Genomic DNA, 14916 nt, shown 5'->3' with positions numbered 1-14916 from the left:
AGATGCCGCTCACTCCTCCGGCGCGTTCTCGATCGGGTCGAAGCGGTCGTGCTCGAGCCCGAGCAGATTCCACGACTGCAGCATGTGCGGCGGCAGCGGTGCGGTGGCATCGATGACGCCGCCGCGCGGATGCGGGATGACGATGCGGCGCGCCAGCAGATGCAGCCGGTTCTGCAGGCCGCCGGGCAGCGCCCAGTTCTCGATGTTGAAATATTTGGGATCGCCGACGATGGGGTGGCCGATATGGGCCATGTGCGCGCGCAACTGATGGGTGCGCCCCGTGACCGGCTTCAAGGACACCCAGGCGAGCTTGTTGGCCGAGGCCTCGACCACGGCGTAGTAGGTCACCGCGTGGCTGGCGCCCTCGTCGCCATGCGCTGCGACGCGCATGATGGTATCCTCCTCGCTCTCCTCCTTGGCGAGATAGGTCGAGATGCGGCCCTGCTTCGGCTTCGGCACGCCGGCCACTAGGGCCCAGTAGATCTTGCGCGCTGAGCGGCTGCGGAAGGCGCCGGTCAGATGCGTGGCGGCGAAGCGGGTCTTGGCGATCAGGAGGCAGCCGGAGGTCTCGCGATCGATGCGGTGCACGAGCCGCGGCTTCTGACCCTTGGCGTCGCGCATCACCTCCAGCATCTGGTCGATGTGGCGGGTCATGCCGGAGCCGCCCTGCACCGCAAGCCCCGCGGGCTTGTTGAGGACGAGCACGTCGTCATCCTCATACAAGGTCATCGCCTTCAGGCTTTCGAGCGTCTTGCGCTCGCCCTCGGTGAGGCCGGCGCGCTCCCTGGGCGCATCGAGCTTGAGCGGCGGAATGCGCACGCTCTGGCCTTCCTCCAGACGATCCTTGCTATCAGCGCGCTTGCCGTTCACCCGCAGCTCGCCTTTGCGGACGATGCGCTGGATGTGGGAGAACGACAGGCCGGGGAAGCGCGCTTCGAGGAAGCGGTCGACGCGCATGCCGTTCTCGTCGGCGGTGACGACGACGGTCTGCACCTTGGTCGGCAGCACCGGCGTCTCGGGCTCGGGCTTCTTCGGCGGCGGTGCGGCGACCGGCTTGCGCTCGGCCCGCTCGGCGCCAAAGCGCACGGGCTTGCCGGCACTGGCGCGCTTGGCCGGCGGCCGCTCGCGCGACTCGAACGCGTCGCGACGATCCTCGCGCTCGGCGCGCGGGGCGCGGACGCGATCGCCCTTGCCCCGACCAAACTCGCTACGCGGTGCCGCCTCGCGCTCGCCGGCAAAACGGTCGCGCCGCGGCCGCTCGCCATCCGGACGCTTGGATGGCTCGCGCTTGGCTGGTGCGCCTGCGCTGCGCGCAGCCTCGGCCTTCGGCCGCTCGCCCTTGCGGCGGTCGGCGGGACGGTCGGATTTGCTCTGGGTTCGCTTGATGCGGCGGCTCATGGCAGGTTGCGTATCTCAAAAGCCACTGCCAGTCACGGCGAAATCGGGATAAATCGGCCCGGCGAGGCGTTGCCCCGCGAAATCGGACGTGATCGGAGCGAATTGAATGACGCTGACGAAAGTGGCCCTGACCATCGTAGCGACCGCGCTGACGCTGGGTGCCGCGCAAGCTCAACAAAGCCCGATGCCCGACGACATTGCCTGGAAGCTGATCGAGATCGGCCGGGCCATCGACCCGCCGAAGACCGCCGCGATCTACGCGCCGCTGCAGGCCAGGGAACCCTACATCGGCGTCAAGGTTCAGCGCGATGTGAGATACGGCACGGCCGAGCGCAATCTGCTCGACGTCTTCACGCCGGACAGCGCCGCCGCGCCCCGCCCGATCCTGATCTTCGTGCATGGCGGCGCCTTCATCGGCGGCAACAAGCGCACCACGCCGGACGGCCCGTTCTACGACAACATCATGCTATGGGCCACCAAGCACGGCTTCGTCGGCATCAACATCACCTACCGCCTGGCGCCGAAATTCCCCTGGCCCGCCGGCGTCGAGGACGTCGCCAGCGCGGTGCAATGGGTGGCCGCCCACGCCGCCGAGAACGGCGGCGATCCCGCGCGCATCTATCTGATGGGCCATTCGGCCGGCGCGGTGCACGTCGCGACCTATGTGGCGCATCCCGAATTCCACAAGGTCGCCGGTGGCGGCCTTGCGGGCGCGATCATGGCCTCGGGCGTCTACGACCTCACCGCGACGCCGCTCGGCGACCAGGAGATGGCCTATTTCGGCACCGATCCCTCGCGCTTCAAGGAGCGCTCGTCGCTATCAGGCCTGCAGGCCTCGAGCCTGCCGCTTATGATCGCCTCCGTCGAGCTCGACCCGCCGCGCTTCGTCGAGCAGTTCGACCTCTTGAAGCAGGCCGCCTGCAAACGGCCTGCGGGCTGTGCGCGCGCGGTGATGCTGCCGCAGCATAGTCACATGTCGGAGGTCTACTCCATCAACACCGAGGACGACCGGCTGACGCGGGAGATCGTGGAGTTCGTGCAGAGCGGGAAGTAAACTAACGTTCTGCTGTCACCGCAACGACGGCAGCTCTCTCAACCTAGGACGCGCCGGGTCGTCGGGCGCGTCCTCCGGCCCTAGCGCTGCGCGTGCAATTGGAGAGACTGCATTTCCGCTGCAGCGCTTGCGTCTATTTTCCGATCACCGATATGCTGACATTCTTTGGAATGTTGATTGGGTCGTTGGACTGGTTGGCAAAGTCCATGTGCCACCAGGTATTATCTATGAAGACGCTGATTACAGGAAGCGCCCCCGACTGTTTAACGGTGATGTTGTTACCGTTGCTCTGGAAGCTTGTTCCGATGCCGGCATTCACAGTATCGATGGTGCCGCCAGAAGACTTGGCAAGATCGAAGACCTCGGTCTCCTTGTCTCCAATGAATTTGATCTGCGAATGCCAGTTTAAGCGGACCGGTCGTGCCGCACTGGGCACAACGCTCAACGAAACTGCGTAGGTGCCAGCCCTCAACCTGTCGCAAGTCCATGAGAACGAATTGCCTCTAGTCACGGGTCCGGGGTCATCGGTCTGTGTAATAACACACCGGTTGGCGAATTTTTGCTCCGGAGGAATCGGAGGCGGCAAAGGCGTCAGAATCAGCGAATCGGAAAAACCGGCGTTTGCATCGTCGTTGAGCGCCAGCATGGAGGACTTGGCCGGTCTGTCGATGACGATAATTTTTTCACCGGCACTCACCGTTCCCGGCAGGGAGGCGTCCTTCGCCGCGGCACCCATCCATTTCACAGGAAGCGGGTTGGGACTGCCGCCAACCACGCCGTAAACTACACGGAACGACAGGTCGGAATCGGTTGCCTTGTCGGGAACAATGTACAAGCCTCGACTCTTCTGCCTGATACATTCCTTGTAAGCATCCGCCGCCTCGGCCCCGAGGCCTGTCCAAGAGATGTTGTGGAATTGCTCCTGCGAAAAACTCTCCGTCGTGCTTGTCTTGTAGCGGTCGATACTCTCACGGAACTGGTCGTAATTTGCGCCCACCGGCACTCCGTATATGACAGCAGATGCACCGGCCGATTCCTTGATCTTGTTATAAGCCTCCTTGTCTACGAACGTCGCCATTCGCCAATCGGACTTGGAAGCATCTATTTTGTTGTAGGTAGAGACGATCAGTGCTGCGTTGCACTCCGACAAGGACGCAGCCGCTGCACTTCCAGCACCGAAAATCACAAGGCTTACAGTGGATGCGACCGCTCCCAGCTTGAATATCATGGCTCGCTCCTGCGGGTATGAATTGTAAAAAAAGCTTTCCTAATGAGAGGAAGCTGCCCTTAAAGAATCGCTTTGTCCAGCTCCGAAAATGAGTTGCGACCGGACAGGGTCTCACAACAACTAGGGCTGCTGTCGAACTGCAGCCCCGCCTTCACAACACTTACCGACAACGCACTTGTTGGGCCAACGAGAAAGATGAGCTGGACGCGCGACGCAAAAATCGGTCTCGGGATTTCAAAAGTAGTCGCCAGAGTCGATGAAGGTGTCAAGCGAAGTCCGAGATCGATCCCGACTGCTTAACCGAAGGCCGCATCGCGACCGCTGCACCCAACGGCAGGCTTGCTGCACTGCGCAAGTTGGCGGAAGCTAGAAGATGGGCCGCGGTACCAGTCTGATTTTCTTGCTGGACGGTAAAATCAACGTAGTCCGGCGGAGCAACGATCAACGCCTCTGGAACGAGGCGCTATTCAACCGCCCCGCTCCTTCCGCAGCTTCGCCCAGTAATCGAGCCGCTTCCTGATCTCGCGCTCGAAGCCGCGCTCCGGGGGATCGTAGAACTGCTGGCGACCGAGGGCGTCGGGGAAGTAGTCCTGCCCCGAAAACGCGTCGGGCGCGTCGTGGTCGTACTGGTAGCCGGCGCCGTAGCCTTCGCCCTGCATCAGCTTGGTCGGCGCGTTGAGGATGTGCTTCGGCGGCAGCAGCGAGCCGCCCTCCTTCGCCACCCGCTTGGCGGCGCCGAAGGCCTTGTAGGCGGCGTTGGATTTCGGCGCGGTCGCGACATAGATCACGGCCTGCGCGATCGCGAGCTCGCCCTCGGGCGAGCCCAGGAAATCATAGGCGTCCTTGGCGGCGTTGGCGATGACCAGCGCCTGCGGATCGGCCAGACCGATGTCCTCCACCGCCATGCGCACGATGCGGCGCGCCAGGAACAGCGGGTCCTCGCCGGCGTCGAGCATGCGTGCGAAATAGTACAGCGCCGCGTCGGGATCGGAGCCGCGCACCGCCTTATGCAGCGCCGAGATCAGGTTGTAGTGGCCGTCGGCCGACTTGTCGTAGATCGGCGCGCGGCGCTGCAGGATCTCCTGCAGTTGCACCGCGTTGAAGATCTCGTCCTTGCGCGCCGAGCGCCAGACTTCCTCGGCGAGCGTCAGCGCGGCGCGGCCGTCGCCGTCGGCCATGCGGATCAGCACGGCGCGCGCCTCGTCGTCGAGCGGCAGCTTGCGGCCCTCGACCGCTTCGGCGTTGCTGTAGAGCCGCTCGATCGCAGCGGCGTCGAGCGAGTGGAACACCAGCACGCGCGAACGCGACAACAGAGCGGCATTGAGCTCGAAGGACGGGTTCTCCGTGGTGGCGCCGACCAGCACGACGGTGCCGTCCTCCATCACCGGCAGGAAGGAATCCTGCTGGGCGCGATTGAACCTGTGCACCTCGTCGACGAAGAGAAGCGTGCCCTGCCCGGTCTCGCGGCGGGCGCGCGCCGCGTCGAACACCTTCTTCAGGTCGGCGACACCGGAGAACACCGCCGAGATCTGCTCGAAATGCAGCTCGGTGGCGTCAGCCAGGAGCCGCGCCACCGTGGTCTTGCCGGTGCCGGGCGGGCCCCAGAAGATCAGCGAGCCGAGCGTGCGCGTCTCCAGCATGCGCGTCAGCGCGCCGTCCGGTCCCAGGATGTGATCCTGTCCGACGACATCAGACAGCTTGTGGGGCCTGAGGCGCTCCGGCAACGGCCGCGGCGCATCGTGCTCCATCCCCGCCGCGGCGAAGAGGCTCGGGCCTCCCTGCTGGGGGCGCTTCGGACTCATCCGCCGAGCGTGACGTTGATCTGCTGGCCGCCGCGCAGCACGGTGATGCGCCAGATGCGCGCGGCCTCGCGCGACGCCTTGTCGAGATCCGCAGTCTTGGCGATCTTCTGATTGTTGACCGCCATGATGACGTCGCCCTTCTGGAAGCCGACATTGGCCGCGGTGGTGCCGTCACCCGGCTCGAGAATGACGACGCCCTCGGTGTCGGCATCGAGATGCAGCTCGTCGGCGACCGCCGGCGAGATGTTGGCGACCTTGGCCCCCTGGAACGGCGAGCGGCCGTTGATGACCATCTCGTTGCGCCCGGTATCGGGCGCCGTTTCCAGCGCGACCGCCACCTTCACCGGCTTGCCGCCGCGCTGCACCTCGATCTGCGCGGTGCCGCCGAGCGGACGCGTGGCGAAGCGATAGTCGAACGCGTTGGGATCGTCGACGGTCTGGCCGTCGATCGACACGATCAGGTCGGACGACTTGATGCCGGCCTTCGCCGCCGGGCTGTTGGCCACCACCGACGCCACCAGCGCGCCGGTCGGCGAGCGCAGGCCGAGGCTTTCCGCGATCTCCGGCGTCACCGCCTGCAGCCGCGCGCCGAGCCACGGCCGCTTCACCGCCTTGCCGCCGCTCTTGGCGGAGGCCACGACGACGCGCACCATGTTGGCGGGGATCGCGAAGCCGATGCCCTGCGAGCCGCCGGACTTGGAATAGATCGCGGTGTTGATGCCGACCAGACGGCCGTTGATGTCGACCAGCGCACCGCCGGAATTGCCGGGATTGATCGCGGCGTCAGTCTGGATGAAGAACTGATAGTCGGTGATGCCGACCTGGGTGCGCGCCAGCGCCGAGACGATGCCGTGGGTCACGGTCTGACCGACGCCGAACGGATTGCCGATCGCCAGCACGATGTCACCGACCAGGAGATCGTCGGAGTTGGCGAGGTCGAGCGTGACGAACGACTCGCGCGTTCCCTTCAATTTCAGCACGGCGAGATCGGTGCGGCTGTCCTTCAGCACGATCTCGGCCTCGAACTCGCGCTTGTCGGCCAGCGACACCTTCACCTCGTCGGCGCCCTCGATGACGTGCACGTTGGTGACGACGAGACCCGACTGATCGATCATCACGCCCGAGCCGAGCGAGCGCTGCATCTGCTCCTGCGGTCCGCCCTGCAGGCCGAAGAAGCGGCGGAACACCGGATCGTCGAGGAAGGGATTGCGGTTCTGCACCACCTTGGCGGCGTAGACGTTGACGACCGCCGGCTGCACGCGCTGCACGATCGGCGCATAGGACAGCCGCAGCTCGGCCTGGGACTGCGGCACGCGCCGGTCCTGCGCCGCGACGGAAGACGCGGCCAGCAGGGACAGCAGCAGGACCACGGAAGTGCGAATCAACGTCATGCAAAGAATCCCGGACAATGAGGACTTCGATATAGGCGGAACGGCGGGTGCGGCCAAGCTCAGGCGGTCTGATGCGGCGCTTTGATGGTCTCCGCAACGGGTGCGCAGGACAGCCGTTCCTGGTGCCGCTCGCCCCAGCTTCTGAGAACCTCGATCACCGGCCGCAGGCTCTCGCCGACCTCGGACAGGCTGTATTCGACGCGCGGCGGCACCTCGGCATAGACCTTGCGGACGACCAGCCCGTCGTCCTCGAGCGCCCGCAGCTGCTTGGTCAACATGCGCTGAGTGATGCCGGGCATCAGCCGGCGCAGCTCGCCGAAGCGCTGGCTGCCACCCTGCAGGTGGTAGAGGATCACGCCCTTCCACTTGCCGTCGATCAGGTCGAGCGTGGCTTCGACCGCGCAGCCGGGACGGCGGGTGAAATTCTTCCGTTTCATCGCGTTTTGGCCCAATAGTATCCAAATGGGGACTAGTTCCCCATTTTTACAGTACTTGCTGAAGTGATGCCAGCAGGACAAACAGATCCTATTGCCAAGCCAACCAGGAGGCTGTTCATGAAGGCCGTCGGATACCAGCAGTCGCTGCCCATCACCGAGGACCGCGCGCTGTTCGATTTCGAGACCGCCAAACCCGAGCCGAAGGGACGCGACATCCGCGTCGCCGTGAAAGCGGTCTCGGTCAATCCGGTCGACACCAAGGTGCGCAAGCGCGCCGCACCGCCCGCCGGCGAAACCAAGATCCTGGGCTATGACGCCGCTGGCGTGGTCGAGGCTATCGGCCCGGACGTGAGCCTGTTCAAGCCCGGTGACGAGGTGTTCTACGCCGGCTCGATCCTGCGCCAGGGCACCAATGCCGAATTCCATCTGGTCGACGAGCGCATCGTCGGCCGCAAGCCGAAGAGCCTGTCGTTCGCCGAAGCCGCCGCCCTGCCCCTGACCTCGATCACGGCCTGGGAGCTCTTGTTCGACCGGCTCGGCGCAATCCCCGGCAAGAGCCTCGACGACCGCACTTTGCTGATCACGGGCGCCGCCGGCGGCGTCGGCTCGATCCTGATCCAGCTCGCGCGCCGGCTCACCGGGCTGACCGTGCTCGCCACGGCGACGCGACCGGAGTCGCGCGACTGGTGCCTGAAGCTCGGCGCCCATGCCGTGATCGATCATGGCAAGCCGATGAAAGAGCAGATCGACGCGCTGAAGCTGCCGCCGGTCGCGCTCATCGCGAGCCTCACCCACAGCGACCAGCACTACAAGGCAATCGCCGACTTCATGACGCCGCAGGGCAAGTTCGGCCTGATCGACGATCCCGCCGAGTTCTCGCTCGCCGCCTTCAAGGGCAAGGCGATCTCGATCCACTGGGAATCGATGTTCACGCGCTCCTCGTTCACGACCCCGGACATGATCGCCCAGCACAATCTGCTCAACGACGTGTCGGATCTGATCGACAAGGGCGTGATCCGCACCACCCTCGGCGACAATTACGGCACCATCAACGCCGCCAACCTCAAGCGCGCGCATGCGTTGATCGAGAGCAACAAATCACGCGGCAAGATCGTGCTGGAGGGGTGGAGCTAACTAACAGGCCAACAGTAGGCAAAGGCGCACACGCGGTCTCTCCACGCGCGAGATCGCGGTGGCGCCGTGCCCACCATCCCGCCGATCGAAAGCATAAGATGGACGGCAACCGACGCGCGGTCCGATCAGCGGCCGTGAGCGATTGAGACTGGCCGACCGTCCCGTTTCCCCTTAACGAAAGCCGAGAAGAGCCTCCTTGCAACTGGAATAAGCGGCCGTGAGCAGCCTGAAGTCCGCGACCAACCCGCCCGCCGATCACGGCGGGCGCTCCGGATCTCCGCTCGAGGTTCTGCGGATCTTCCTCACGCTCGGCCTGACCTGCTTCGGCGGTCCGATCGCCCATATCGGCTATTTCCGCGACGAGTTCGTCGTCAGGCGGAAGTGGATCGACGAGCATGCCTATGCCGATCTGGTCGGGCTGTGCCAGTTCCTGCCCGGCCCCGCCAGCAGCCAGGTCGGCTTCTCCATCGGGCTGATGCGCGCCGGCTATCTCGGCGCGCTCGCCGCCTGGACCGGCTTCACCCTGCCATCGGCCGCGATTCTCGTGCTGTTCGCCTATGGTGCCGGCCAATTGAGCGGTCCGGTCGGCGACGGCCTGCTGCATGGACTGAAGCTGACCGCGGTCGCCATCGTCGCGCAGGCGGTCTGGGGCATGGCGCGCACGCTCTGTCCCGACCGGACGCGCGCCTCGATCGCGGTCGCCGCAACCCTCATCATCCTATTCAGCACCGCCTCGCTCGCCCAGATCGGAGCGATCGTTCTCGGCGGACTCGCCGGTCTGTGGCTCTGCCGCGGCGAGGCGGCGCCGTCCGGACACGTCGCGATCCCGGTGTCGCGGACCGTGGGGCTGGTTGCGCTCGCCATGTTCGTCGTCCTATTGGCGGGACTTCCGCTGCTGCGCGGCGTGACGGGATCGACCGGCGTCGCCTTGTTCGATGCCTTCTATCGCTCGGGCGCACTCGTGTTCGGCGGTGGGCACGTCGTGCTGCCGCTGCTGCGCGAGGCCTTCGTCGGACCTGGCTGGCTGAGCGACGACGCCTTTCTCGCCGGCTACGGCGCCGCGCAGGCCGTCCCGGGCCCGCTCTTCACCTTCGCGGCCTATCTCGGCACCGTGGTGGCTCCCGAGCCGCACGGGATCATCGGGGCTGCGCTTGGTCTCCTGGGCATCTTCCTGCCGGGCATGCTTGTCCTGCTCGCCGCGCTGCCGTTCTGGGACTCGTTCCGCAAACGCGCCGGCGCCCAGGCCATGATGCGGGGGGTCAACGCTGCGGTGGTCGGTGTGCTGGGAGCGGCCCTGTACGACCCGGTCTGGACAACCACCATCCACAACGCCGCGGATTTTGGCATCGCCCTGATCGGCTTCGTCCTGCTGGTCGCATGGCGCGCGCCGCCGCTCGTCGTGGTCGCGTTCAGCGCCGCTGCCGGCGTCACGGTCGCGCTGGTGTGAGCGGCGCCGCCGTCGCATCACATGGTGGCAAAGCGCCGCCACGGCGGCGCCTTGCCACCAGCGAACCGCCGTGCGCGGCTAATTGTGCTTCTTCCAGAATATGCGCGCGCCCTGCACGGATTGCGCGACGTTGATGCGGGCACGCTCGAACGGCGTCACCACGCCGTCCACCTTGGCCTTGTTTTCCAGCTTCTGGACGTGGATCTGACCGCGGACGAGCTGCTGCGCCTCCGGATAGGTCAGCCGTCCGCTCGCGATGCCGCTGTAGACGCGATGTGACTGGTTGTGCTGACGCGCATCGATCAGCGGCGTGCCCGCAAGGCTTGCGCCCGATGTCAGCACGAGCAGCAGCGCAGCGGCCATGATGGCCTTCATTTCACTCTCCTGTGGTTGTCGTCCACTGGCGTGAAGACCTCATTGTCCGCAATTCTCCAGCGAACGGCCGCCAGGATGCGCACGATCAGCGGTGTCGGCCGTGCCCGCGCTCACACTGCAGCCCGTTCGGCCGATGAAGACGAACGCCGTCGCATCGACGGTCCGGCAGAGCCGCATTTCACGCCGCGAGGCGCCTCCGAAAAAAAACGCGGGTTGCGTGAGCTACCGGTCTTGCAAATCTCACCTTTGGGTGCATGTTCGCCGCGCACTACTTTTGAATGAATCATTTTCAGCAATCATTTGCGACGCATGGCGGCGAGACCATCGGCCCATCCCAGCGCGCACATCAATGGAGACCGGCCATGAAGACGATTCAGTGGCTCATGCTCACTTTCGCGACGACCATTACCGCAAGCGGCCTTGCCGGCGCCTTCAGCCCGGCCAGCGCCGCCCCTCCACCGCCGGCGAAGAACTGCCCGGCCTTCGGCTGGTCGGAGGGACTGGGCAATTATCTCAAGCCGGACGCCGCCTTCCCCACCTCCGACACCAAGACCATCCCGACGCCGGACTGCAATTTCCATCAATGGTCGTGGGAGGCGTTCGTCTGGGCGACGGCGCTGGTGAAGGATTCGGGCTCCGGCGCCGCCGTCCCGCGGTTCATGACCTTGGCGACGCCCGACGAGTTGCTCGGCAACGCCGAGAATGCCGGCGCACCACGGCCGCGCCCGCTGACGCTGGCGGCCCGTGCCCAGGTCTTCCACGGCACGGCCGGCTTCACCGAAGGCGCCGGCGCCATCGTCGAAGCCGACGGCAACATGCTGGTCGCGCAGAACGGCTATCCCGTCTACGCCTCGGTTCACATGAACCAGAGCTATTTCAGCACGGCGCGCAAGAACCTGATCGCGACCGGCGGCTACCAGAGCCAGCCGGCGGATTCCTCCTTCGCCGTTGGCGATGCGGTGTTCAAGGCGACGTGGCTGCGGCTCGACCCCGGGCAGGCACCGCCTGCGGGCGCCTATACGACCCAGGCGCAGGTACCGGTGCTGGAGAACAACATTACCCCCGGCCTGATCACGATCCGCCCGGTGCCCGGCAAATTCGTCACCGTGACCGTGGCGCTGATCGGCCTCCACGTGGTCGGCTACACCGAGAACCACCCCGAATTCCTGTGGGGCACGTTCGAGCTGAAGAACAACTCGCCGCAGACGCCGGACAACACCTTTGCGCCATCGGCAAGCCGCTCGGATCCGAAGAGCTACACGCTCTACAAGGGCCGCACGCCGTTCTCACAGGTCAACATCCCGGCTCTGCCCGGCGCCAACCGGCCGCAACTGCGGCTCGATCCGGCGACCCAGAAGCTCACACCGGTGAGCAACGTCGTGCTCGAGAATCAGACCGGCGGCGAGAACCAGCCCAATGGCGTCGGCAACATCTTCGCGATCACGGCGCAAGCCCAGGGCTTTCTCTCCGGCCTGAAAGGCCCGCAATCGACGTTCGCGAACTACGCCCTCGACGGCACGGTCTGGATGCTCCCCAACTCGTATAATCTGAACAGCAACCAGACCAGCGCGGTCGGCTCGGTCAATCTCGCCAACGCCACCGCCGAGACCTTCGTGCAGAACGCCGACAACACGCCGATCAAGAACGTGCTGAATTGCTTCCTGTGCCACAACCCGACGTCGTATTCGTTCCAGACGCCGCCGCCGGCCAAGCTGCCGAACCGGCTGATCGCGCTGAGCCACGTGCTGTCGATCGGCTCACCCTACGAGGTGCCGAACTCGATCTCCGGCCGGCTCCTGATGCGGCCAGATCCGTTCAGGAAGTAGAGCGACGAACCTTGCGCGGCGGCGCCGGCAACGGGGCCGCCGACGGTCATTTCGAACTGATGGCAGATCCCAGGATCTGCCATCAAGCGATTGAACCGACGCCGGTTATCGGCGCGCTCCGAACACTGTGGATGAGCGCGAGGTCAGGACGGCGCGGCAAACCGCTTCGGTCCTTGCGCTGCCTCAGCCTTTGTCTCAGCTCTGGCGACGAAGCCCTTGGCGAGGGCGTGGTAGAGCCCCTCCTCGCAGATGAGACGCGAGGTCGATACCCTTGCCGAGCGCGAGCGGCGTCGTGCCGAAATAGGCGTAGTTGCCCATCAAGGCCAGCGAGGTCAGGCCCGCGGCGATCACGGTGGCGATGACGAGACTCGAGGTCCGCGTCTCGCAGGCGCGGCTCATCTCCTCGATGCCGAACACGATGCCGGCGAGCGGCATGTTGAAGGCGGCCGCGACCCCAGCGGCGGCGCGCCAGCCAGGATCAGGCCGGGCTGGCGGCGCGGCGACAGCCGGCCCAGCGCGAACATGATGGAGGCGCCGACCTGCACCGTCGGACCCTCGCGGCCGACCGAGCCGCCACAGAGCAGTCCGAGCAAGGTCAAAAGCACCTTGCCGATGGCGATGCGGATCGACACCAGCGGGCTGCGCGCTTGTATCCGTCAGGTGCCGTGCGGCGATCGCCTGCGGAATGCCGCTGCCTTGCGCATTGGGGAAGTAGCGCTGGGTCAGATAGACCGACAGCGCGAAGCCGGCGGGCGTCATCACCAGGGACGCGTAGCGCGATTTCGACAGCAGCCAATTGAAGGCGAGCTGGGCCAGGTCGGCGAGCTCCGCCAGCGCCACCGCCGCGGCGCCCACCACCAGGCCGCCGGCCACGAACAGCACCCGCCGCTGCCACCGCGCCGAGGTCAGCTTGAGCCAACGCTTGCGGCGGGGGGTGATGGTCAGCATGAGCGCAACGGAGTCCGTTCTCTACGCAGGTGCAGCACCCTCGACGAAAATCAGCCGACGGTCCAGCGCCTTCCAGCGCTCGCCCAGGGCTTCGGCGTATTCGGCCGACGCATACCATTCGCGCAGCCGCGCCATCGACGGAAACTCCACGATGATGAGGGTCTTGGCGGGCGGGCCGCCTTCGACCGTCTCGGCGGCCCCGCCCCGGACCAGATAGCGCCCGCCGTATTGCGCGATCGAGCCCGCCGCGCGGGTGCGATTGCGCTCCATCGCCTCGATGTCGCGCACCTCGACCTCGGAGATGACGTAAGCCGCCATGGCTGCCTCAGGCGATGGTGTCGAGGATACCGCCTTCGGCGCGCAGCGCGGCGCCGTTGGTGGCGGAGGCCTGCGGCGAGGCGGCGTAGACGACCATGTTGGCGATCTCATCGACGCCGGCGAAGCGCTGCAGCAGCGAGGCCGGCCGGTGCTGCTTGACGAAAGACGAGGCCGCCTCCTCCTCCGACTGCCCGTTCTGGCGGGCGAGATCCTTGACGAAGGTCTCGACGCCTTCCGACATCGTCGGTCCCGGCAGCACCGCATTGACGGTCACGCCGGTGCCGCGGGTCAGTTTGGCGAGGCCGCGGGAGACCGCGAGCTGCGCGGTCTTGGTCATGCCGTAATGGATCATCTCGGTCGGGATGTTCACCGCCGACTCCGAGGAGATGAAGATGATGCGACCCCAGTTGCGCTTCAGCATGCCCTGCATGTAGGCGCGCGCCAAGCGCACGCCGGACATGACGTTGACCTCGAAGAAGCGGCTCCAGTCCTCGTCGGGAATGTCGAAGAAGTCCTTGGGCTCGAAGATGCCGGCATTGTTGACGAGGATGTCGACCTCGGGAAGCGCCGTGACGATGGCGTTGCAGCCTTGGATCTGAGCGACATCGCCGGCGACGCCGCGCAGCTTGGCTGCTGGGACCAGCTGCTTGAGCTTGGCGACCGCCTCATCGACACGGGCTTGGCTGCGACCATTGATGACGACCTCCGCGCCGGACGCGGCAAGCCCCTTGGCGATGGCAAAGCCGATCCCGGCAGTGGAGCCGGTGACGAGGGCGGTCTTTCCCGAAAGGTCGATGTGCATAAGCAGCTCTCCGTTGTGCCGAAGGAACGGATGTGGGGCGTCGTCGCGCCAACGCAACGCGCTACATGCAGCGCTGATTCCTTCTGATCGATCGTAGCCCGGATGAGCGCAGCGATATCCGGCGCCACACGAGCTGTGCAGACGAACCCCGGATGTCGCTTTGCTCAGCCGGGCTACGGATCCTCAAAATAAAAACGGCGCCCGAAGGCGCCGTTTTGAAACTCGGATCGGAACGACGCTTACGCGGCTTCCGAGGTCTCCTGCACCGGGCCGGAATCTTGACCCTTGGCATCGACGTCGCGGTCGACGAACTCGATCACGGCCATCGCGGCATTGTCGCCGTAGCGGAAGCCGGCCTTGATGATGCGGGTGTAGCCGCCGTTGCGGTCCTTGTAGCGCGGCGCCAGGACGTCGAACAGCTTCTTGACCTGGTCGACATCGCGCATCTCCGCGATCGCCTGGCGGCGCAACGCCAAGCCGCCCTTCTTGCCGAGCGTGACGAGCTTCTCGACGATCGGCCTGAGCTCCTTGGCCTTCGGCAGCGTGGTGACGATCTGCTCGTGCTTGATCAGCGCGGCGCACATGTTGGCGAACATCGCCTTGCGATGCTCGGCGGTGCGGTTGAGCTTCCGATGAACCTTGCCGTGACGCATTGTCTTAGTCCTTCATTTCAATCTGCCGCGACGGTTCGTCGGACATGTTGCTCAGGTGGGCTGCCTGCGTTCGCCCAGAAGTGCGAGTAGCGAATGGCGAGTA

The 14916-nt window shown here is 65.5% G+C and carries 13 protein-coding genes and 1 pseudogene; 4 read left to right on the top strand and 10 right to left on the bottom strand.

The annotated features are described in order from the left end of the window. Nucleotides 1-9: 9 nt before the first annotated feature. Entirely contained in the window at nt 10-1398 is a 1389-nt protein-coding gene (locus tag QX070_RS14135; protein WP_315737618.1) for an RluA family pseudouridine synthase, read from the bottom strand. 106 nt (nt 1399-1504) lie between these two features. Between QX070_RS14135 and QX070_RS14130 the strand changes: the two genes are divergently transcribed. Next, nucleotides 1505-2452, top strand: a complete 948-nt coding sequence (locus tag QX070_RS14130) for an alpha/beta hydrolase (protein ID WP_315737617.1) — start codon at nt 1505-1507, stop codon at nt 2450-2452. A gap of 133 nt (nt 2453-2585) precedes the next feature. Here the strand turns inward: QX070_RS14130 and QX070_RS14125 are convergent, their stop codons facing one another. From QX070_RS14125 to QX070_RS14110, 4 genes are all read right to left on the bottom strand, one after another. Further along, the gene (locus QX070_RS14125) at nt 2586-3680 is read right to left on the bottom strand and encodes a hypothetical protein (protein ID WP_315737616.1); all 1095 of its coding nucleotides are present in this window, start codon (nt 3678-3680) and stop codon (nt 2586-2588) included. A 467-nt stretch (nt 3681-4147) separates the two neighbouring features. After that, on the bottom strand, nt 4148-5482 hold the full coding sequence (locus QX070_RS14120) for a replication-associated recombination protein A (RefSeq protein WP_315737615.1): 1335 nt from the start codon (nt 5480-5482) through the stop codon (nt 4148-4150). Next, on the bottom strand, nt 5479-6873 hold the full coding sequence (locus QX070_RS14115; protein ID WP_315737614.1) for a DegQ family serine endoprotease: 1395 nt from the start codon (nt 6871-6873) through the stop codon (nt 5479-5481). The genes QX070_RS14120 and QX070_RS14115 overlap by 4 nt, the downstream gene beginning before the upstream one ends. 59 nt (nt 6874-6932) lie before the next feature. Beyond that, nucleotides 6933-7310 (bottom strand): helix-turn-helix domain-containing protein, encoded by a 378-nt coding sequence (locus tag QX070_RS14110; protein ID WP_315737613.1) that lies wholly within the window; start codon nt 7308-7310, stop codon nt 6933-6935. A gap of 117 nt (nt 7311-7427) precedes the next feature. Between QX070_RS14110 and QX070_RS14105 the strand changes: the two genes are divergently transcribed. Further along, complete coding sequence (locus QX070_RS14105) at nt 7428-8444, top strand: zinc-binding alcohol dehydrogenase family protein (RefSeq protein WP_315737612.1); 1017 nt, start codon at nt 7428-7430, stop codon at nt 8442-8444. 217 nt (nt 8445-8661) lie between these two features. Next, the gene (chrA, locus tag QX070_RS14100) at nt 8662-9891 is read left to right on the top strand and encodes a chromate efflux transporter (protein ID WP_315737611.1); all 1230 of its coding nucleotides are present in this window, start codon (nt 8662-8664) and stop codon (nt 9889-9891) included. 78 nt (nt 9892-9969) lie between these two features. Here the strand turns inward: chrA and QX070_RS14095 are convergent, their stop codons facing one another. After that, complete coding sequence (locus QX070_RS14095) at nt 9970-10266, bottom strand: hypothetical protein (protein ID WP_315737610.1); 297 nt, start codon at nt 10264-10266, stop codon at nt 9970-9972. A gap of 362 nt (nt 10267-10628) precedes the next feature. Between QX070_RS14095 and QX070_RS14090 the strand changes: the two genes are divergently transcribed. Then, nucleotides 10629-12092 carry a hypothetical protein gene (locus QX070_RS14090; protein WP_315737609.1) on the top strand — a complete coding sequence of 488 codons (1464 nt, stop codon included), beginning with the start codon at nt 10629-10631 and terminating at the stop codon, nt 12090-12092. Nucleotides 12093-12353: 261 nt separating this feature from the next. Here QX070_RS14090 and QX070_RS14085 read toward each other — a convergent pair. The 4 genes and pseudogenes from QX070_RS14085 to rplQ all read right to left on the bottom strand — a co-directional run. Next, nucleotides 12354-13040: pseudogene (locus QX070_RS14085) on the bottom strand (chloride channel protein); the annotation flags it as partial. Between the two features lie 21 nt (nt 13041-13061). Further along, entirely contained in the window at nt 13062-13358 is a 297-nt protein-coding gene (locus QX070_RS14080; RefSeq protein ID WP_315737608.1) for a DUF1330 domain-containing protein, read from the bottom strand. A 7-nt stretch (nt 13359-13365) separates the two neighbouring features. Next, nucleotides 13366-14160, bottom strand: coding sequence for an SDR family oxidoreductase (locus tag QX070_RS14075; protein ID WP_315737607.1), 795 nt, complete (start codon nt 14158-14160; stop codon nt 13366-13368). A 239-nt stretch (nt 14161-14399) separates the two neighbouring features. Beyond that, on the bottom strand, nt 14400-14813 hold the full coding sequence (rplQ, locus tag QX070_RS14070; protein WP_006611863.1) for a 50S ribosomal protein L17: 414 nt from the start codon (nt 14811-14813) through the stop codon (nt 14400-14402). Nucleotides 14814-14916: the final 103 nt, after the last annotated feature.

The sequence above is a fragment of the Bradyrhizobium sp. SZCCHNR1093 genome, assembly GCF_032381175.1.
In the GTDB taxonomy this organism is placed as follows: Bacteria; Pseudomonadota; Alphaproteobacteria; order Rhizobiales; family Xanthobacteraceae; genus Bradyrhizobium.
This window is presented reverse-complemented; position numbering and strand designations above follow the sequence as displayed.

Excerpts from the sequence above, each read along its gene's own strand:
- QX070_RS14135 (WP_315737618.1), bottom strand. The coding sequence starts at position 1,398 with ATGAGCCGCCGCATCAAGCGAACCCAGAGCAAATCCGACCGTCCCGCC.
- QX070_RS14130 (WP_315737617.1), top strand. The coding sequence starts at position 1,505 with ATGACGCTGACGAAAGTGGCCCTGACCATCGTAGCGACCGCGCTGACG.
- QX070_RS14125 (WP_315737616.1), bottom strand. The coding sequence starts at position 3,680 with ATGATATTCAAGCTGGGAGCGGTCGCATCCACTGTAAGCCTTGTGATT.
- QX070_RS14120 (WP_315737615.1), bottom strand. The coding sequence starts at position 5,482 with ATGAGTCCGAAGCGCCCCCAGCAGGGAGGCCCGAGCCTCTTCGCCGCG.
- QX070_RS14115 (WP_315737614.1), bottom strand. The coding sequence starts at position 6,873 with ATGACGTTGATTCGCACTTCCGTGGTCCTGCTGCTGTCCCTGCTGGCC.
- QX070_RS14110 (WP_315737613.1), bottom strand. The coding sequence starts at position 7,310 with ATGAAACGGAAGAATTTCACCCGCCGTCCCGGCTGCGCGGTCGAAGCC.
- QX070_RS14105 (WP_315737612.1), top strand. The coding sequence starts at position 7,428 with ATGAAGGCCGTCGGATACCAGCAGTCGCTGCCCATCACCGAGGACCGC.
- QX070_RS14095 (WP_315737610.1), bottom strand. The coding sequence starts at position 10,266 with ATGAAGGCCATCATGGCCGCTGCGCTGCTGCTCGTGCTGACATCGGGC.
- QX070_RS14090 (WP_315737609.1), top strand. The coding sequence starts at position 10,629 with ATGAAGACGATTCAGTGGCTCATGCTCACTTTCGCGACGACCATTACC.
- QX070_RS14080 (WP_315737608.1), bottom strand. The coding sequence starts at position 13,358 with ATGGCGGCTTACGTCATCTCCGAGGTCGAGGTGCGCGACATCGAGGCG.
- QX070_RS14075 (WP_315737607.1), bottom strand. The coding sequence starts at position 14,160 with ATGCACATCGACCTTTCGGGAAAGACCGCCCTCGTCACCGGCTCCACT.
- rplQ (WP_006611863.1), bottom strand. The coding sequence starts at position 14,813 with ATGCGTCACGGCAAGGTTCATCGGAAGCTCAACCGCACCGCCGAGCAT.